The sequence below is a fragment of the Streptomyces aurantiacus genome (genome assembly GCF_001418335.1).
GTDB lineage: Bacteria > Actinomycetota > Actinomycetes > Streptomycetales > Streptomycetaceae > Streptomyces > Streptomyces aurantiacus.
This window is the reverse complement of record NZ_LIPP01000102.1, coordinates 34,432-51,422: the sequence shown is the minus strand read 5'-3', so window position 1 is coordinate 51,422 and position 16,991 is coordinate 34,432. Positions and strand designations below refer to the sequence as shown.

Annotated in this window: 18 protein-coding genes, 1 tRNA gene and 5 pseudogenes; 12 read left to right on the top strand and 12 right to left on the bottom strand. The window is 68.5% G+C overall.

Going from position 1 to position 16,991, the window contains the following annotated elements:
- Together AOK01_RS41155 and AOK01_RS15240 are read right to left on the bottom strand one after the other, a co-directional pair.
- Positions 1–262 (bottom strand): annotated as a pseudogene (locus AOK01_RS41155) (hypothetical protein); the annotation flags it as partial.
- Positions 263–386: 124 nt separating this feature from the next.
- A complete protein-coding gene (locus AOK01_RS15240; RefSeq protein ID WP_055511808.1) occupies positions 387–899 on the bottom strand; it encodes a DinB family protein in 513 nt (170 codons plus the stop codon).
- A gap of 137 nt (positions 900–1,036) precedes the next feature.
- Between AOK01_RS15240 and AOK01_RS15235 the strand changes: the two genes are divergently transcribed.
- Positions 1,037–1,942, top strand: coding sequence for a Gfo/Idh/MocA family protein (locus AOK01_RS15235; protein ID WP_055511806.1), 906 nt, complete (start codon positions 1,037–1,039; stop codon positions 1,940–1,942).
- Here the strand turns inward: AOK01_RS15235 and lnt are convergent.
- The 3 genes from lnt to AOK01_RS15220 all read right to left on the bottom strand — a co-directional run bounded on the left by lnt (position 1,866) and on the right by AOK01_RS15220 (position 4,844).
- Positions 1,866–3,566 carry an apolipoprotein N-acyltransferase gene (lnt, locus tag AOK01_RS15230; protein ID WP_055511803.1) on the bottom strand — a complete coding sequence of 567 codons (1,701 nt, stop codon included), beginning with the start codon at positions 3,564–3,566 and terminating at the stop codon, positions 1,866–1,868. The two genes, AOK01_RS15235 and lnt, sit on opposite strands and share 77 nt — an antisense overlap.
- Before the next feature lie 108 nt (positions 3,567–3,674).
- A complete protein-coding gene (locus AOK01_RS15225; protein ID WP_055511801.1) occupies positions 3,675–4,160 on the bottom strand; it encodes a nuclear transport factor 2 family protein in 486 nt (161 codons plus the stop codon).
- A 102-nt stretch (positions 4,161–4,262) separates the two neighbouring features.
- The gene (locus AOK01_RS15220; protein WP_055511799.1) at positions 4,263–4,844 is read right to left on the bottom strand and encodes a TetR/AcrR family transcriptional regulator; all 582 of its coding nucleotides are present in this window, start codon (positions 4,842–4,844) and stop codon (positions 4,263–4,265) included.
- Positions 4,845–4,952: 108 nt separating this feature from the next.
- On the opposite strand from AOK01_RS15220, the gene AOK01_RS15215 reads away from it, so the two are divergent.
- Both AOK01_RS15215 and AOK01_RS15210 read left to right on the top strand, forming a co-directional pair.
- Entirely contained in the window at positions 4,953–5,381 is a 429-nt protein-coding gene (locus tag AOK01_RS15215; RefSeq protein WP_055511822.1) for a nuclear transport factor 2 family protein, read from the top strand.
- Positions 5,378–6,256: an NAD(P)H-binding protein gene (locus AOK01_RS15210; RefSeq protein WP_055511797.1), complete on the top strand. Its 879-nt coding sequence runs from the start codon at positions 5,378–5,380 to the stop codon at positions 6,254–6,256. Before AOK01_RS15215 ends, AOK01_RS15210 begins: the two co-directional genes overlap by 4 nt.
- A 22-nt stretch (positions 6,257–6,278) precedes the next feature.
- Here the strand turns inward: AOK01_RS15210 and AOK01_RS41150 are convergent, their stop codons facing one another.
- A complete protein-coding gene (locus tag AOK01_RS41150; RefSeq protein WP_079103436.1) occupies positions 6,279–6,458 on the bottom strand; it encodes a hypothetical protein in 180 nt (59 codons plus the stop codon).
- 198 nt (positions 6,459–6,656) lie between these two features.
- Between AOK01_RS41150 and AOK01_RS43555 the strand changes: the two genes are divergently transcribed.
- Positions 6,657–6,716: transfer RNA gene (locus AOK01_RS43555), tRNA-OTHER, on the top strand.
- A gap of 175 nt (positions 6,717–6,891) precedes the next feature.
- Here AOK01_RS43555 and AOK01_RS41145 read toward each other — a convergent pair.
- Positions 6,892–7,029 (bottom strand): UDP pyrophosphate phosphatase, encoded by a 138-nt coding sequence (locus AOK01_RS41145; protein WP_079103433.1) that lies wholly within the window; start codon positions 7,027–7,029, stop codon positions 6,892–6,894.
- Between the two features lie 88 nt (positions 7,030–7,117).
- Here AOK01_RS41145 and AOK01_RS15205 point away from each other — a divergent pair.
- From AOK01_RS15205 to AOK01_RS41140, 4 genes and pseudogenes are all read left to right on the top strand, one after another.
- Positions 7,118–7,932: pseudogene (locus AOK01_RS15205) on the top strand (IS5 family transposase).
- Positions 7,933–8,034: 102 nt separating this feature from the next.
- Positions 8,035–8,586: a hypothetical protein gene (locus AOK01_RS15200; RefSeq protein WP_055511794.1), complete on the top strand. Its 552-nt coding sequence runs from the start codon at positions 8,035–8,037 to the stop codon at positions 8,584–8,586.
- Positions 8,583–9,005 (top strand): hypothetical protein, encoded by a 423-nt coding sequence (locus tag AOK01_RS15195; RefSeq protein WP_055511792.1) that lies wholly within the window; start codon positions 8,583–8,585, stop codon positions 9,003–9,005. The genes AOK01_RS15200 and AOK01_RS15195 overlap by 4 nt, the downstream gene beginning before the upstream one ends.
- 256 nt (positions 9,006–9,261) lie before the next feature.
- Positions 9,262–10,205 (top strand): IS5 family transposase gene (locus AOK01_RS41140; RefSeq protein ID WP_425424737.1). Its coding sequence is split into 2 segments (ribosomal slippage): positions 9,262–9,678 and positions 9,681–10,205, totalling 942 coding nucleotides; the frame shifts between segments, so codons are not numbered across the junction.
- Positions 10,206–10,214: 9 nt separating this feature from the next.
- Here the strand turns inward: AOK01_RS41140 and AOK01_RS45055 are convergent.
- Both AOK01_RS45055 and AOK01_RS15175 read right to left on the bottom strand, forming a co-directional pair.
- A pseudogene (locus AOK01_RS45055) lies at positions 10,215–10,417 on the bottom strand (IS1380 family transposase); the annotation flags it as partial.
- Positions 10,418–10,554: 137 nt separating this feature from the next.
- Positions 10,555–11,457, bottom strand: coding sequence for an AraC family transcriptional regulator (locus AOK01_RS15175; RefSeq protein WP_055511784.1), 903 nt, complete (start codon positions 11,455–11,457; stop codon positions 10,555–10,557).
- Positions 11,458–11,596: 139 nt separating this feature from the next.
- Between AOK01_RS15175 and AOK01_RS41135 the strand changes: the two genes are divergently transcribed.
- Together AOK01_RS41135 and AOK01_RS15165 are read left to right on the top strand one after the other, a co-directional pair.
- Positions 11,597–12,436, top strand: a complete 840-nt coding sequence (locus AOK01_RS41135) for a class I SAM-dependent methyltransferase (protein WP_157871321.1) — start codon at positions 11,597–11,599, stop codon at positions 12,434–12,436.
- Positions 12,437–12,643: 207 nt separating this feature from the next.
- Positions 12,644–13,426 (top strand): alpha/beta fold hydrolase, encoded by a 783-nt coding sequence (locus AOK01_RS15165; RefSeq protein ID WP_198427948.1) that lies wholly within the window; start codon positions 12,644–12,646, stop codon positions 13,424–13,426.
- 171 nt (positions 13,427–13,597) lie between these two features.
- Here AOK01_RS15165 and AOK01_RS45050 read toward each other — a convergent pair.
- Positions 13,598–14,066 (bottom strand): annotated as a pseudogene (locus AOK01_RS45050) (ISAzo13-like element transposase-related protein); the annotation flags it as partial.
- A 6-nt stretch (positions 14,067–14,072) separates the two neighbouring features.
- A pseudogene (locus tag AOK01_RS15160) lies at positions 14,073–14,354 on the bottom strand (helix-turn-helix transcriptional regulator); the annotation flags it as partial.
- 534 nt (positions 14,355–14,888) lie between these two features.
- Here AOK01_RS15160 and AOK01_RS15155 point away from each other — a divergent pair.
- A complete protein-coding gene (locus AOK01_RS15155) occupies positions 14,889–15,548 on the top strand; it encodes an MBL fold metallo-hydrolase (RefSeq protein ID WP_157871319.1) in 660 nt (219 codons plus the stop codon).
- Here the strand turns inward: AOK01_RS15155 and AOK01_RS15150 are convergent.
- Complete coding sequence (locus AOK01_RS15150; protein ID WP_382033429.1) at positions 15,545–15,979, bottom strand: DinB family protein; 435 nt, start codon at positions 15,977–15,979, stop codon at positions 15,545–15,547. The genes AOK01_RS15155 and AOK01_RS15150 overlap by 4 nt on opposite strands.
- 39 nt (positions 15,980–16,018) lie before the next feature.
- On the opposite strand from AOK01_RS15150, the gene AOK01_RS15145 reads away from it, so the two are divergent.
- A complete protein-coding gene (locus tag AOK01_RS15145; RefSeq protein WP_245702262.1) occupies positions 16,019–16,714 on the top strand; it encodes a hypothetical protein in 696 nt (231 codons plus the stop codon).
- Positions 16,715–16,991 lie beyond the last annotated feature (277 nt).

Sequence of the window (16,991 nt, the reverse complement as noted above, 5' to 3'; positions counted from 1 at the left end):
CCTTGGGATGCGTACGGGCCGGTGTGGACGCGGGTGCCGAGGGGCGGCGGGACGGGCCGACGCGTTCCAGGGCCTCGCGGGCCGGGGCCTGCACCACCCGCGGTGCGGCGCTGCCGTCCGGGCGGGGCTCCGACACCGGGGGCGGCGGGGGAGGCGGGCCGGACGAGGGCGGTCGCTGGACGGTCACACAGCCCGAGACGGCCGAGGCAGCCAAGACGGCCACGGTGACCAGGAGCGCTGCGGTGGTCGCGGTTCGAGGCACCCCGCAACTCTGCTGTGTCCTACGGGGTTTGGGGTGCCGGCCGGCGGACTGTGCCCCACACGGGTGAACGCCCGGCGAGCAGTGACCCGGGCGTCGGGCGCCGCCTCGGTCGCCGGTGGCTCCGTCAGTCGCCGGTGGCCCCGTCGACGCGCTCGCGGAGCAGGTCGGCGTGACCGTTGTGGCGGGCGTACTCCTCGACCATGTGGGTGTAGATCCACCGCAGGTTGAAGGGCTTGTCGGTGAATCTGCTCCTGCCCTCGGACAGGTCGTCCAGGCCGAAACGCGCCGCGTTGCGGCGGGCGACCGCGATCTCGCCCTGCCAGGTGGTGTACGCCTCCTCCCAGGTGTCCGCCTCGCCGAGATGGAACTCGCCGTCCGGGTCCTCGTCGCTGTAGTAGAGCGGACCGGCGTCGTCGTTCGCGAGGACCCTGCGGAACCAGCTGCGTTCCACCTCCGCCATGTGCCGGACGAGACCGAGCAGGGACAGCTCGGAGGGTGGCACCGAGGCCGTCCTGAGCTGGGCGTCGTCCAGGCCCTCGCACTTCACGGCGAGGGTGGCGCGGTGGTAGTCCAGCCAGCCCTCCAGCATGGCTCGCTCGCCGGCGTCCGTCGCGGGTTCCCTGCGCTCGATCGTCATGGCCGCATCATCGCGGACGACCGAGCCCCCGGCCCACCTCTTTGTTTCGCCGGCCGGCGGCCACCGCGGTCGCCGTATGCTTCCGGCGAGACGGGCGTACGCGTGCCCCGGACCCGCACTGCTCGAAGGAGATCCCTGTGAAGGTCGGCTGCATCGGACTCGGCGACATCGCGCTGAAGGCGTATCTGCCGGTGCTCGCCACCCGCCCGGGGCTCGAACTGCATCTGCACACGCGGACGCCGGCGACCCTCACCCGGGTCGCCGAGGGCCTGCACGTTCCGGCGGAGCGGCGGCACACGGACCTCTCCGCGCTGCTCGCGCAGGACCTCGACGCGGCGTTCGTGCACGCGCCCACGCACGCGCACCCCGAGATCGTGTCCCGGCTGCTCGAAGCGGGCGTCGCCACATATGTCGACAAGCCGATAGCGTACGAACTCGCCGAGTCGGAGCGCCTGGTGCGGCTCGCGGAGGAGCGGAACACCAGCCTGGCCGTCGGTTTCAACCGGCGTCACGCGCCCGGGTACGCGCAGTGCGTCGAACACCCCCGTGAGCTGATCCTGATGCAGAAGAACCGCGTCGGCCTGCCGGAACAGCCCCGCACGATGATCCTCGACGACTTCATCCACGTCGTGGACACCCTGCGGTTCCTGGTGCCGGGAACGGTCGACGACGTCAGCGTGCGGGCCCGCGTCGAGAACGGGCTGCTGCACCACGTCGTGCTGCAACTGGCCGGGGACGGCTTCACGGCGCTCGGCGTGATGAACCGGCTGAGCGGCTCCGCCGAGGAGATCCTGGAGGTGTCCGGGCAGGACACCAAGCGTCAGGTGATCAACCTCGCCGAGGTCGTCGACCACAAGGGGCAGCCGACGACACGGCGGCGCGGCGACTGGGTGCCGGTGGCCAGGCAGCGCGGTGTCGAGCAGATCGTGCTTGCCTTCCTCGACGCCGTACGCGCGGGCAAGGTCCTCAGCGCCCGGGACGCGCTGGCGACCCATGAACTGTGTGAGCGAGTGGTGCGTGCGGTGACGGAGCGCTCCGCCTGAGCCGCAGCGACCGTACGCCCTCGGTGGCGCCCAGGGCGGCGAGGATCAGCAGGGCCGCGCCGACCGGCCATTCGCCGAAGCGCGCGTACGGGGTGACACCGTGGGCCAGCGGCAGGTCGTACACGGCGGACGCGCTCGCGTCGGTGCCGAGTCGGGGGCCGACGCGCTCGCCGCTCGGCCCGTAGACCGCCGAGACGCCGGTGAGTGTGGCGTGGACCATCGGCCGGCCCGTCTCGGCGGCCCGCAGCGCCGCGAGCGACGCGTGCTGTTCGGGGGCCCAGCTGCTCTGGAACGAGGAGGTCGACGACTGCGCGAGCAGCACCTCGGCGCCGTCGCGCGCGAGATGCCGGCTGATGTCGGGGAACGCCGATTCGAAGCAGACCATCGGGCCCACCCGCAGTCCGTCGCCGGCGCCGGCTCGGTCGCCCGGTCCCTCGTCCCGTCCCTCGTCTTGTCCCTGCTCCTGTCCCTGGTCCTGTCCGTCGCCGACGGTCATCACGACCTGTTCGGTGCCGCGCATACGGTCCTCGCCCGCCGCCTTGCCCACGGAGGTGGCCCAGCCGAGGAGGGCGCGGGCCGGTACGTACTCGCCGAAGGGCACGAGCCGCATCTTGTCGTAGCGGTCGCCGGTCGGGCCCTGCGGACCCACGAGCACGGAACTCTTGTATATGCCCGGCCGGTCCGAGCGGTGCGCGTCCACGTTGACCATGATGTCGGCGTCGATCTCACGGGAGAGTGCCGCGAGCCGGTCCGCCAGATCGGGACGGTCGGCGAGGTCGAAGCCGACACTGCTCTCGCCCCACACGACGAGATCCACGTCCTGCCCGGCCAGTTCCCGGGTGAGCGCCTCCTCGCGCGCGAACCGCTTCTCCGGGCCGCTACCACCGCTACCACCACCACCGCTACCGCCACCACCGCCGACGCCGATCACGCCCGGCTGCACGACGGCGATCCGGGCCTGGCCGTCGACCGCCGGACGCGGTGACCAGGCCCAGACCGCCGAGGTGACCGCGGCCGTCGCGACGAGCCCGGCGACGGCCGGGACCCGGGAGGACCGCACCGCGACGAGGACGGCGAGTGCCACGTTCACGCCGACGAGCAGGAAGCTGAGCAGCCACACGCCGCCGACCGAGGCGAGCCGCAGCGCGGGCTCCACGTCCCACTGGCTCGACCCGAGCAGACCCCAGGGCCCGCCCAACCCCTCCCAGGACCGCACCAGTTCGACCATCAGCCAGCCGGAGGGCAGGACGAACAGGGCGGCCACCAGGCGGCCCGGCGAGGGCGCACCGGCCAGGAACCGGCGTACCAGCCAGCCCCACGGCGCCCAGAGCGCGCCCAGCAGCGCGGCTATCACGACCGTGAAGACATGCAGGCTCGGCAGCAGCCAGTGGTGCACGGCCAGCATGAAGCCGAGCCCGCCGAGCCAGCCGTCGTACGCCGCCCGCCGCCCCGTCGGAGCCGAGCGCACGAGCAGGATCCACGGCACCAGGGCGACGTACGCGAACCACCACAGGGACGGCGCGGGAAAACTCAGCATCGGCAGCGCACCGGCGAGCGCCGCCGCGGTGCCGCGCCACCACGGAGAGCCGAGGCGCCGGCGCCAACCAGTGGCGGACAGGTTCATCCAGCGCCTCCATCGACCCTCGAAGCACAGTGCGTGACCCAAGTGTGCGCGCCCGCGGACGATCTACGTAAGGGGGTCGGGCCGCGTGAGGGGAGGGACCGGGCCGGCTCAACGTGCGGCGGGCTCCTGGCGCGGCTGCGCGGTCCGGCGCCACTTCTCCTGCACGACCACCTCACGCAGCCGCCAGCCGTCGTCCGTACGCAGCAGCCCGAAGTCGTACCGGCCGCCGCACACGAAGTCGGGCTCGGTGGATCCGCCGTCGCGTCCCGCGAAGCGCATCGGGTTCACGTAGTCGGCCCTGACCCGGGCCGTGTCACCCCTGTCCTGCTCCAACAGGCCGAAGCGGACCCGCCGGTTGACGATCAGATGCTGCCGCATCGGGAACAGCTCCATGGTCTGCGAGAGCCATCCGGCGATCTGTCCGGCATCCCCTTCGACACCGCCTGCGGACCGGTAGTCCGCCCGCCCGTCCGGCGCGAACAGCTGCCGGTAGGCCTCCCAGTCCCCGTCGTCGACCGCCACCGCGTACTCGGTGACCACCTCGTCGACCGCGAGCCGGTCCATCACCGTCGCCAGTTCCACGCGCTGCGTCATCGGCTCAGTGTTGGCCACGGGGCGGACCGCGCCAAGGGGGCGTGCGGCGCTATTCACCGGCCGTCCGCCGTACCTGCGGTCGGTTCGCTTGTGTACGGACCGTTACGGGCTGTTCAGTACCTTTGTGGTGTAGGTGGCCAGGTCGGCCCGTAGCCGCTCGCGGGGGATGTTCCGGCGCCCGGCCAGGTGGTCGACGAGGTCGGCGCGGACCGCCGCGAGCAGGGCGTGGGCGGCGAAGTCGCTGCCGTCGAAGCCGGGAATCTCTGCGAGGACGCCCCGGAGTGTGCCGTGCCACCAGTCGTAGTGCTCGGCGCCGTAAGGGCTGCCGGTCGCGGCCTCCTCCAGGGCCAGCGAGAGGTGCCGGTGGTCGAGTTTGAAGCACAGGAGGGCGTCCAGGACGGCCGCGGCACGCTGAACCGGCGGGGTGCCGGGCCCGAGGGGGTGCGGGCCCTCCGCGACGGTTCGGCGGATCGGGTCCAGCCGGGCCTCGTAGAGCGCCTGGATCAGACCGGTGCGGTCCCCGAAGCCGCGGAAGAGGGTCCCTTTGCCGACGCCCGCCTCGGCCGCGATGTCGGCCATGCTCACGTGCTCGGGGCTGTCGCTGCGCGCGAAGAGCCGGTCGGCCGCGGCGAGTACGGCTTCCCGGTTGCGCACGGCGTCCGCACGGGGCCTGCGCTCGGGCATGGGGCACCTCCGGGTGCTGGGGGTTGCATAAACGGACCGACGGTCCGTATGGTTCGAGTGAAGCGGACCGCGGGTCCGTATCGTATCGTGATCGTATCGGAGGACCTCATGACCATGACCACGCGACCGGCGGACCTGTTCCGCCAGGGACTGCGACTGCTGCTCGACAAGGACATCACCGCCTGGGTCGACCTGTGGGACGACGCCGGTGTCCTGGAGTTCCCCTTCGCGCCCGAAGGGTGGCCGAAGCGGCTTGAGGGCAAGGCCGCCGTCCTGGACTACCTGCGCCACTATCCCGAACACATCGACCTGCACGACTTCCCGGACCTGGAGATCCACGAGACCACCGACCCCGGGCGGATCGTGGTGGAGATGCGCGGGGTGGGGCTGCTGGTGGAGACCGGGGCTCCGTTCGACCTGACCTACGTCGCCGTGGTGACGGTGGCCGACGGCCTCATCACTCACTACCGGGACTACTGGAACCCGCTCGTCGTCTCCCCGGGCGGCGCGGCCGACTTCACGCGGAGCAGCCGATGACGGCCCCCGGCGCCGCCCTCGCCCCTGGCGCCACCCTCGTCCTCGGGGCGACCGGCACCACCGGCAGCCGCGTGGCCTCCCGGCTCGCCGGACTGGGGCACAGGGTCAAGGCCGCGAGCCGACGGGCCACTCCCGTCGACGGCACGGAGGCCGTCCGCTTCGACTGGCACGACCCGGCCACGTACGAGGGGGCGTTGAGCGGCGCGGACCGCGTCTACCTCCTCGCGCCCGTGGACTCCGCGACCCCGGCCGAGGTCATGCTGCCCTTCCTGGAGCAGGCGCGTGCGTCCGGACTGCGCCGAGCGGTCCTCCTCAGTTCCTCCGCGATTCCAGCGGGCGGCCCGGCCGTCGGGCAGGTGCACCAGGCCCTGCCCGGCCTGTTCGACGAGTGGGCGGTGCTGCGGCCGTCATGGTTCATGCAGAACTTCACCGGCGACCACATGCACGCCCGGAGCATCCGGGAGGAGGGGGTGATCCGCACCGCGGCGGGAGAGGGGCGGGTGGCCTTCGTCGATGCCGACGACATCGCGGCCGTCGCCGTGCACGCACTGACCGATGTCCGGGCGCCCGGCACCGACCTGGTCATCACCGGCCCCGAGGCGCTGAGCCACGCCGACGTCGCGGCGTTCCTCGCCGACGTGACCGGGCGCGTGGTGGCTCACCGGCCGCTGACGTACGAGGAGATGAGGGATCACCTGGCTGCCTCGATGCCGATCGAGTACGCCGCGATGCTCGCTGGCCTGGACCGGTCGAACGCGGCGGGAGCCGAGGACCGCACCACCGACACGGTCCGACGTCTCACCGGCCGTCAGCCGCGCACCTTCCGTGACCACGTGACACGGGCGGTGCGAAGGGCGGTGCGAGGGGCGGTGTGACGGGACCCGCGGGCCCCGGAGGTCAGGCCGCTTCGACCATCTCGTCGCGTACCGCGGCGGCCCACTGCACGACCAGCAGTTCGTACTCGGCGCGCTCCTGGGGCGTGAGCGAACCGCCCGCGCGTATCCATAACGCTCGGATCTGCTCATTCAGCACGGCCGCGGACCGCACGGAACCAGGGGTCAGAGAATCGGGGGACATGCGCATCAGCGTAAGGCCAAGGACTGACGGTGCGCTACCGGATGACTACCGATGCCGTATGCGGTTGGTCACGCCATAGACGCCATAGACGCCATGGACGCCTGGGAGCCGCCGAGTTGGCGCCCGGTGCGACAGGAGCCCGTGCTTTATTCGGGTGCCCGCCACGACCGGGACCGCTACCGTCGTATCCGTCCAGGTGCGAAGGCAGCGGTTACTTCTCCTCTCAAGAGAGAAACGCGGGTTCGAATCCCGTCGCCGGCGCGAGTCGGTGTCGTCCAGCGGCCCAGGACACTTACGTCGCCGCCGCCGAGTCGGATCTCTGGACACCGAGCACGAAGCCGCCCGCCACGGGGGAATGAGGCGGGCGGCTTCGTCATCTGCGGATTGCCCGTACGTACGTAAGTCCGGCAGGGCGTTCGTGCGTGCGAGGGCGTCAGCCCGACGACTCCGCCGCGTGCGGGCTCAGCGCGCCCATGCTGACCAGCACGGTGATCAGGATGCCCAGCAGGACCCGGTAGTAGACGAACGGCATGAAGCTCTTGGTCGTGATGAACTTCATGAACCAGTTCAAGCATCGAAGTCCTGGCGGCTTGACCTGTTGTTTCCGTCATTCTTCAAGTTCGAATGGGAGATGGCACACTTTCCAGTGCCCTCCCTCGCTGGCTGCGAAGGAGCAGCCACCTGGTTTGCAGCGAACCACGCTCACCGCTTGGCGGGCCGAACTCAGAGGCAAGAGCTTGGACATCGGCCGCCCACCCGAGCACGACCTGCGCCGGATCATGGACGCCATCTTGTACGTCGACCGCACCGGGATCCCCTGGCGGTACTTGCCGCATGACTTCGCGCCGTGGGCAACGGTGTACGGCTACTTCGCCGCCTGGCAGAAGGAGGGCGTCTTCGACCAGCTCAACGGCCTGTTGTGGCGCCTGGTGCGTGAAGCCGAAGGCCGGGATGCCGAGCCGAGCGCCTGCGTGCTGGACGCACAGAGCATCAAGACTTCCGCCAATGTGCCGGCCGTCGGCCAGGGCATCGATGTAGGCAAGAAAAACGCAGGCCGCAAGCGCCACATTGGCGTCGACACCCTCGGGCTGCTGTTGGCCGTCTGGGTGAGCGCAGCGAGTGTCTCCGACAACATCGGCGGCATCCACCTGCTCTCCCAGATCTCCGCCGCCACCCCTCAAGTGACCAAGGCATTAACCGACACCGGCTACCGGACCAAGCCATCGACCACGGAGCCCGCCTCGGTATCGACGTCCAAGTCGTCCAACGCGACCCCGGCGTCAAAGGGTTCAAGGTGATCCCCCGACGTTGGGTGGTCGAGCGAACCTTCGCCCGGCTGATGCACCACCGCCGTCTCGCACGCGACTACGAGATCCACTCCCACCGATCCGAAGCCATGATCCACGTCGCAATGATCGACCTCATGAGCCGACGACTCACCAGCGAATCCACTCCGAACTGGCGTGACACCTGAACCTCAAACCAAACAACCTCGCAGAGACAAAACGCCCTTTAACCGCGTTCGGGCGCCTGTATCTGCAGGGTCGTATGCGGTTCTGATGAGTGGCGTGCCCAGATGATGCGCGGGGAGAGCCGCGAGGTGTTCGCCACCGCGGAGGGTGAGCTGGAGGCGCGTGAGTACGTGCGTCCCGTTTGGGCTCGCACCCAGGGCGGCTGGATCCGTGTCGACACGAGCCTGGCGGCCACTGCGGACGGAGCTATCGCGCCGAAGGCGTCGACGGTCGGGACGGAGTTCTCCGGGGGTGGTGGCACGCAGCCGTTGGTCCGGATGGAAAGGGCTGGGCGTGAGCTGAGTCTGTCGTGGCCGACGCCACTGCCGAAACCGCAGCTCGAAGGGGCGGTGGCCACCTATGCGTCGGTGCTGCCCGATGTGGATCTGCGGATGACGGCACAGGAGGACGGGTTCACTCAACTGCTGGTGGTGAGGACGGCCCGGGCTGCGGCGAGTGAGGACCTGGCCGAGTTGTGGCTGAAGCTGTCCGCCCAGGACCTGGACGTCCAGGAGACGGACGAGGGTGGTCTGCGGGCCCTGGACTTCGGCGCCAAGGGCGCTGTCTTCGAGGCTCCCAAGCCGATGATGCCCGATACCGAACCGGAAACGACATGAACGAGATCGCTGACGAGGACGTTCCCGCCCTCCTGCTGCGCACGGTGCCCGAATCCGCACCGTTCATTGCCGACAAGTACGGTCTGCCGGCGGAGCGGGCCGTCCTGACCCAGGACGCGGTTCTGGACCTGTACGAAGTGCTCACCGAGTGCTTCACTACACCTGTGCTGATGCCTCAGCTGCAGAGTTCCGTCCCGGACGCGGGCCTACTGCAGAGGTGCTGGGACTTCGTGGAGCCAATTGTGGACCATTCCTCGAATCACGTCCGGGGCGCCGTGTACTTCGAAGTGCTCGAACCACTCCTGAATGCCCACGGGCTGATCGAGAGATCCTGGCCGTACATGAAGGAGCGAACGCGGCAACGCACCCTTCTGATGCTCCACTCGTACGGTACTTCCGTGCCCGGTGTCACCTCGTAGCGGTCACGGTCATGCAATGACCAGAGGTGTGCCGTCGGACGAGAGGACCGAGGTAGGAGTCGGAAGGGCTCCGTCCCGGGCCCAGGGCCGTCCCCGATCCGTGCCGTAACAGTCGGCCGAGCTGGAGGAGCAGGAGGCGATCGTCCCTGTCCCCGGCGTGTTCGGTGCCGGGGACGCCGGTGACCACACTTAGGTCGTTTCTGATGGCTCTTGGTGGGCTGGGTGGATCTTGTGGTCGTCCGGGCAGGACGCTCATATGGTGCGGCGACACGAGCTCACGGACGCGCAGTGGCGGAAGATCGAGCCTCTTTTGCCTGGTAACGGAAGGCCGGGCGGTCAGTGGGCCGATCACCGGAAGGTCGTCAACGGAGTGTTGTTCAGGGCCCGGACCGGTGTTCCCTGGCCTGATCTGCGCGAGCGGTACGGTCCCTGGCAGACCGTCTATGAGCGTCATCGCCGCTGGTCGGCCGACGGGACTTGGCACAACATTCTGGAAGAGCTGCAGATCGAAGCAGATGCCGGCGACCCGGACGAAGCCCACGCCCGTAAAATCTCGCGGCAGGAATGGGCGGTCAACATCCACTCGACGTCCTGCCGGGCGCATCAGCATGCGGCCGGGGCGCCCCGCAGGGCTCCGGCCGACTACCCGCAAAAGGGGGCGGGGCGCGTGAGGAGGCGGATGGGCGCGAGGCGCTGCGGCGCTCGCGGGGTGGGCTGACCAGCAAGGTCCATCTGCTCTCCGACGACCGGGCCCGTCCGCTGCACTGGCTGACCTCGCCCGGTCAGCGGGGTGACAGCCCGATGTTCGCTCCGGTGCTGGACGGTTTACGCATCCGGCGCCGTGGTGCGGGCCGCCCGCGCAGCCGGCCGGACCGGGTGCGTGGCGACAAGGCGTACTCCAGCGGCGACAACCGCACCTACCTGCGACAACGCGGCATCAAAGCCACCATCGCGCAGCCTGATGACCAGCGGGCTCACCGCAAGCGCCGGGGACGAGTCGGCGGTCGGCCCCCGGCCTTCGACAAGGCCCAGTACCGTCGCCGCAACGCGGTCGAGCGGTGCGTGAACAAATGGAAGCAGTTCCGCGCGGTGGCCACCCGCTACGACAAACGTGACTACATCTTTAACGGCACCCTGGCCGTCACTGCGGTCGTCATCTGGCTCCGCGACACAGTCCAAGAGCCATCAGAAACGCCCTAGGGCACCTCGGGCCCGTGCGACGCGGACCGTCCGAAGGGCGTGCCGTCGGAGACGACGAGGGTATCGACCAGGCTGGAGGCCGTCGGGTCGCAGGCAACCGGCCCGAACACGGCCGGCCCGGTCCGTGGCGTGCCGACATCGACCAGGCAGTCCCCGCCCGTCGCGACTGCCAGCGCGAGGTCCAGCGGAACGAGACCGGGATCGTGGACGGCTCACGGCTCACGGCTTCCGCCGGCGCCGAACGCTCGTCGCCGACGGCCACAACGCGTTCCGACTGGTGAGGACGCGGCGAGTTCATGAAGCCTGGAGCCCCGTCAACAAACTGACGGGGACGCATGAACGAGTGAAGCTACCCCAGTTTGTCGCCTGGCGCCTGGGCGCGGCGTCGGAAGCGGCCGGGCGAGACACCGAACTCGCGTCGGAAAGCTACAGCAAAAGCGTATTCGGATGAGTAGCCGATCTGCCGCGCGATGGCGGAGAGCGGGGCTTCGGTCTCACGCAGCAACTGGGCGCCCCTGACCATCCGCCAACCGATCAAGTACGCCATCGGCGGCTTGCCCACCGCCGACGTGAATCGCCGGGTGAACGCGGTACGCGACATGCCCGCCATCACGCTGAGCTGTTGCACCGTCCAAGGGGTTTGCGGGCTCTGATGGATCTCCCGCAGCGCAGCGGCCACTGCCGCGTCGATTGCCGGCCAAGCGGCTGAGCCCTGCTCCTCCTGCCATAGACGCAGCACGTGCACGAGAAGCAGGTCAACAAGCGCGGAGCGCGTCACCCCGATACCCAAACGCGACTGGGTAACGTCGATATCGAGCAGGTCGATGAGTGAACGGAGTTCTGGGTGACGGCCGTAGTCGGGCGACACGCGGATGACTGCCGGCAGCTGGCGCAGAAAGAGGTGTACCTGGCCACCGTCCAGCCGGTAAGCACTACAGAGCATCTCGATGGCGGCGGGGCGCGGGTCGTGCTGCCGCGAGCCCATCGCCGACACTGGGAGGTCACTCAGGACACCAGGGGTGTGGCTGAGCCCGTGCTCCGCGCCATGCCCAGCTAAGACGATGTCGCCTGATCGCAGCGCGACTGGCTTTTCGGCGGCGGAGATCAGCCAGCCGGAACCCTGCAGAACAGCATGGAATCCGACGCCTGTGAAGGCTGGGAACCGCATGCCCCAAGGTCCGGACTCGCGAATCCGGCGGGCGAAGGCCCGCCCGGCTCGCGCACTGCCGACGACCTCCTCGATCACGTCCACAACATCCACTGTACCTCGGCGTGCGCACACGGTCGTATCTGAAGAGGCCAGACGAACATGGTCACTTGAGGTGCCTCAGTGTTTCGATCGAAGCCTGCTCTTCGACGTCCCCATGACACCAGGTGAAGGGAAACACACAATGACGAGGTCAACCATCCCGATGCCGCAACGCGGTACCCCGGAGGTGGAGTGGCAACGAGCAGGGGCGGCGACGGACACCACGCTCCCGGACACCACCCCCGTCGTCGAGGCCATTCTCGAACGGCTACCGGCGCTACCGGTCGGTTCAGTCGTATTGGACCTGGCCTGTGGTACGGGCCAGCCCACATTTGTTCTGGCGCGGGATCGTCCAGGACTCAAGGTGCTCGGTGTCGATGTGACTCCGGTACTGATCGAGCAGGCTCAGGAGAAGGCGCGCGCGAATTCGGTGCAGAATGCTAGCTTCGGTGTCATGTCCGTCGACCAGCTGGAGCTGGAAGACCGGAGCATGGACGCCGCGATCTCTCATTTCGGCCTGCTGCAGGAGGGAAATCTCGCGGCATCCGGACACGAACTCGCCCGGGTACTGGCCCCTGGTGCGCCTTTCAGTTTCGCGACCTTTGACGACATGGCGTTGAACACGCTCATGTCAACGATAGAGCGAATCCTGTCCGGACACGTACCGGCGGATACCTTGCCCGACTTTGACTACCTGACGCGGCTGGCAGTACCCGGCCTGCGGGAGCGGGTGTTGCGCGAGGCGCGACTGGAGCAGTTTCACACCGCAATCTTCCGCTGGTCTGTTCCCCTGCCGTCATTCGATGCCGTGTGGCAGATCGCGTCCGGCCCGGTTCCCTTCGCCCGAGCGTTCGACGCTCTTGATAGCGCCGACGTCGGCCGGGTCCGGTCGGATCTGGAGGATGCGGTGTCGCAATATCGCAACGACGGCGGGGCCTTCGTATTCCCGATGGCTTGCCGCCTGTTCTGGGGACACAGGTGATGACCTATCTCCTGGTCAAGCTTGATCAAGAATTCTTGAAATCCTCCGTACGGTACCGAACGATGGTGGACAGGCGTACCCGGCTGATGGTCCGAAGACCATCACGCCCTCGAAAAACCTACTCGGCCCCGCACTGGACACGTCCACAGCAGGGCGGGCCACTGCCCAAACGACGACAGTGGCCACTACCAATGAAAAGAGACAAGAGTGGCAATCAACCGCCGCCAATTTTCCGCACTGGGCGCGGGAGTCGCTGCCGCTGCCACACTGACCGGGGCCTCGACCGCTCAGGCGGCCCCTCGTTCGCGTCAGCGCCCAGCGATCCGCAATGTCGTGCTCGTGCACGGCGCTTACGCGGACGGATCCTCCTGGAGGAAGGTCATCTCGCTCCTTCAGGCCGCGGAGGTGAACGTCACTGCGGTACAGAACCCGCTCAGCTCCCTCGCTGATGACGTTGCCGCTACCAACTTCGCACTGGCGCGGCAGGACGGACCCACTATCCTCGTCGCACATTCCTACGGCGGCACTGTCATTTCCGAAGTCGGACTCGCCCCGAACGTCGCCGGGCTTGTCTACATCGCTGCGCGTGCCCCAGAAGCGGGTGAGGACTTCGCCGCACTCTCCGCGCAGTTCCCCACGCCTCCGGTCACCCGCGGAATCATTACTTCTGGCGGCTACAAGTTCATCGGGAGGACAGCGTTCCTTCAGGACTTCGCCAACGGCCTGCCCCGGAAGGAGGCACTTACCCTCTTCGCCGCGCAGGGACCGCTCTCGACGGCTGCGCCCACGACGAGTGCCGCCGCCTGGCAACAGAAGCCTTCTTGGTACGCAGTGTCGAAGAGTGACCGTACTATCAACCCCGACCTACAGCGTTTCATGGCCAAGCGCATGGGCGCCACGACCGTCGAGGTCAACTCCGGCCATCTTTCCCTCGTGTCGCACCCGGAGACGATCACTCGGCTGATTCTGGAAGCCGCAGCCAGCGTCTGAGGGGCCGCCACCGCGGAGCACTACCGGCTCGCACGCGAAAGAGGATCGGCGGTGCCATCGGCGCGATGTCCGCCGATGGCACCCGGAGGGGCCGCTGGCGGGGCGGCAACATCGACGCCGCCAGCCGATCAGCTTGGACACCAAGAAGGAGGTACTCGTCGGCGGCTATAACTGGGCCCCACGGTCGGGGTCCTGCTCGCCTTCCATGGTCTTCGCGCCGGCCCGCAGACTGAATCCCTCCTCACGCAGCAGGTCACGGACTGTGCCTGCGCTCGCTCCGTGGCCCAGCCCGGTGGCTTGCCGCGGGGCTCCTGGTCGACAGCGCGGGCAGCAGTTTCTGCTCAAAGTGCACGATCTTCCTCCGGCCTGCGTATCCGGCCCAGAGGCTCCTCGCCGGCCTCCATCTCGTCCACACCCTTGCGGACCGTCGTCTCGCTGACCTGGGCTGCCCGGGGGACCGCCGGGATACCGCCGTGCCCCAGCAAACTGGCCTCGGCCCCCTCGTCAGCCGCCGCTGCTGTTCGTCCAGATGAGGAGACAACGCCTCCAAACGCGCGGCGAGTTGACGACAGACCGACTCCGAGACACGCGTATCACACCAGCGAGTCGGATCAGGGGAAGCAACAGGTTGATTCTCCACGAGCCCTTAACTCTGGTCGCGGTTCCGCAGCCGGTAGCGGCCCGGAGAGACGCCGTGCTCCCGCTTGAAGGCGGCGAAGACGAAGTCCGAACTGTAGCCGACGCGTTGGGCGATCGGAGCCGGGGCGGTGTCGGAGTTGCGCAGAAGTCGCGCCGCCACGGTGAGCCGCCACCAGGTGACGTAGGCCAGAGGGGGTTGGCCGACCAGTGCGGTGAAGCGGCGGGAGAACGTTGATCGCGACAGGTTCGCCAATTTTCCCAGGGTCTCGACAGTCCAGGGCTTTGCCGGGATGGTCTCCGGCAGGATGCCCAGCAAGGGGTGCGGCCGGGAGCGGTCAGGGTGTGTCGGGTCTGTGCGGAGTGAGCACGACGTCCCCCGCGGTGAGGTTCACCGCGGGCGAGCAGGCAGGCCCGCTGCAGGACGATGTGGAAGCCCGCTCCGGTGAAAGGCTCAAAATGCGTGCGCCACACACGCCCTCTCTGTCCTCACGGTTGGCGAACGGGCTGCCGGTCCGCACGGCGGCGACGACATTACTGAGGACATCCATACCCGCAACGACAGGTGGTGAGACGAACACATATCAAGTGAGCACGATCGCTTATAACCCGTCTCGCCGCGCGTCCATACGCTGGAGAACATGGAAACGATAGAGATCGGCAACATCGAGGTCACGCGCATCGTGGAGTGGCAGGGGCCCGTCGCTCCGGTCGGGGTGGTCTTCCCAGACTTCGCCCTGAGAAGTGGCAGGAGCACAGCTCGTGGGTCGCTCCCCACTTCTGGGCCGGCGAGACCGACAACTACCTGGCCGCCACCCAGACTTGGGTGGTGCGCAGCACGGGAAGGGTCATTCTGGTCGACACCGGGCTCGGCAACCACAAGGAACGCTCGCACATGCCGGCGTGGACCCACCTGGAGACCGACTTCATCGACCGCCTGGCGGCAGAGGGCGTACGGCCCGAGGACGTGGACGTCGTGGTGAACACCCATGTGCATGCCGACCACGTGGGATGGAACACCACGCTTCGCGACCGTGAGTGGGTGCCGACATTCCCCAACGCCACCTGTCTGATCCACCGGGATGACTTCGAGTACTGGAATCGCCGGAATGGCGTACCCAAGCGGGGGAGGCATCGGGGGTGTCAACGCCGGCGTCGCCAACGGGCCGATGTCGAGGACAGCATCGATCCCGTTCACCGTGCCGGCCAGACCCTGCTGTGGGAGAGCTCTCATCACATCGACGGCAATCTCCAGCTGGAACCCGCCCCTGGGCGCACTCCGGGCTCAGCGGTGCTTCACTTGCGGTCCGGTACCGAATGGGCCTTGTTTGTCGGTGACTTGCTCCGCACCCCCCTGCAGATCCTCGAGCCGCACGTCGACACGTGCCTGAGCGAGGATCAGCGGGCTGCGGCGAAATCCCGTCGGCGTGTCCTTGAGTACGCTGCGGACACCAACGCCCTACTGGGTCCACCTAAGCCGCCCTAGGCGCCCGTGACGCCGTCGACGGCTTCGCGTATCAGGTCCGCGTGACCGTTGTGACGGGCGTACTCCTCGATCATGTGGAGCAGGATCCAGCGCAGGAACTCACTGTCCTTGCCGAGGACGGTGGCGTTCTCCTGCGACAGTCTGCCGGGGGCGTCGAGCGGAGCGTCGGCGATCAGCTCACGGCTGCGTTCCACCTCTGTCTGCCAGGTCGCCAGCGCCTCCTGGAGGGTCCGGTCCGGGTCGAGGGTGAATCCGAACCCGCCGTGGTCCCCGAACAGCAGCGCCACGTCCTCGCCAGCGAACACGCGGCTGAACCAGTTCCGCTCGATTTCCGCCAGGTGCTGGCCCAGGCCGATCATCGTCATGGACGAGGGCACTACGGCCGTCCTGCGCGCCTGCGTGTCGTCGAGGCCCGCGCACTTCAGCGCCAAAGTGGACCGGGCGTTCCGGCCGCCTCGTATGCTGCGCGGATGAGCGATCAGAGGATGAACGCGCCCGTGGCGGGCGGCGTCGGGGACACGGCCGGGGCCGGAGTGCCCGCTCCAGGTGGGCAGCGCACGGGAAGGAGCGCCGGGGCGTCCGTACTCGCCACGCTCTGGGCGCTGCTGGTCGCCTGGGGGATCGCCGCCGGCAACACCGGACTCGCCTACATCACGCTGGGCATGGACTTCATCCCGATCGCGGCGGGCGTGCTCGGCTGCCTGGTCTTCGTGATCGTGCTGCGGCTGCTCCACAGGGCGTGGTGGCTCGCCGTCCTCTCCGTGGTCCCCGCGCTCTTCATTCTCGTCGGGTCCGTCCAGTACGCCCCCGAGGCGGCGCTCGACCGACGTGGCGTCCGCGAGACCGTCACGATCACCGCGGACAGCGCGGCGGGAACGGCGAGCAAGAACCACCGGTTCACACTGGTCGGGCCGGGCGGTGAACTCGACGAGACCCTCGAGTACCGGGGGAGCAACCCCGGTTACCGGGTGGGCGACCGCATCGAGATCCTCCGCGACCCGGAAGGCGCCGTCCCGCTGGAGGACGCCGTGGACGTCGACCCCGAAAGCAGGCTCGGCGGCCTCGTCACGGGAGTCGCCGCATGGACGGGCATGACACTGCTCGCGGGCTGGCGCGGCCATGTGCGCCGACGGGAGAACCGCCAGGCGTGGAGCGGCACGATCTAGGAAGGCACGGGCGACAGGGGCCCCGTGCGGGACAGGGACTTGGGGACGGCGCCGTCGCAGCCCACCTCGTCGGCTTCCACCTGCGCGCCTCGATGATCTGGCTCAGAGAACTCACCCGGACCACCTGGTGATCGCAACCACATACGCTCCCTAGTAGCAATGCCGTTGCGTTACGTGTCTGCGTGTTGGGCTCGGGTGCCGGTGCGGGTGGGCTGCTGCCACGCGTGGTGCTCGGCCCGTTTGAGCCAGTAGTTGGACATCTTGCGCTTCACGACAC

Bases quoted from the DNA above. Each gene is read 5' to 3' on its own strand.
- AOK01_RS15220 (WP_055511799.1), bottom strand. From the start codon at position 4,844: ATGCCCGAGCGCAGGCCCCGTGCGGACGCCGTGCGCAACCGGGAAGCC.
- AOK01_RS15240 (WP_055511808.1), bottom strand. From the start codon at position 899: ATGACGATCGAGCGCAGGGAACCCGCGACGGACGCCGGCGAGCGAGCC.
- AOK01_RS15225 (WP_055511801.1), bottom strand. From the start codon at position 4,160: ATGACGCAGCGCGTGGAACTGGCGACGGTGATGGACCGGCTCGCGGTC.
- AOK01_RS15195 (WP_055511792.1), top strand. From the start codon at position 8,583: ATGAACGAGATCGCTGACGAGGACGTTCCCGCCCTCCTGCTGCGCACG.
- lnt (WP_055511803.1), bottom strand. From the start codon at position 3,566: ATGAACCTGTCCGCCACTGGTTGGCGCCGGCGCCTCGGCTCTCCGTGG.
- AOK01_RS15215 (WP_055511822.1), top strand. From the start codon at position 4,953: ATGACCATGACCACGCGACCGGCGGACCTGTTCCGCCAGGGACTGCGA.
- AOK01_RS15145 (WP_245702262.1), top strand. From the start codon at position 16,019: ATGAGCGATCAGAGGATGAACGCGCCCGTGGCGGGCGGCGTCGGGGAC.
- AOK01_RS15210 (WP_055511797.1), top strand. From the start codon at position 5,378: ATGACGGCCCCCGGCGCCGCCCTCGCCCCTGGCGCCACCCTCGTCCTC.
- AOK01_RS41135 (WP_157871321.1), top strand. From the start codon at position 11,597: ATGACGAGGTCAACCATCCCGATGCCGCAACGCGGTACCCCGGAGGTG.
- AOK01_RS41150 (WP_079103436.1), bottom strand. From the start codon at position 6,458: ATGTCCCCCGATTCTCTGACCCCTGGTTCCGTGCGGTCCGCGGCCGTG.
- AOK01_RS15200 (WP_055511794.1), top strand. From the start codon at position 8,035: ATGATGCGCGGGGAGAGCCGCGAGGTGTTCGCCACCGCGGAGGGTGAG.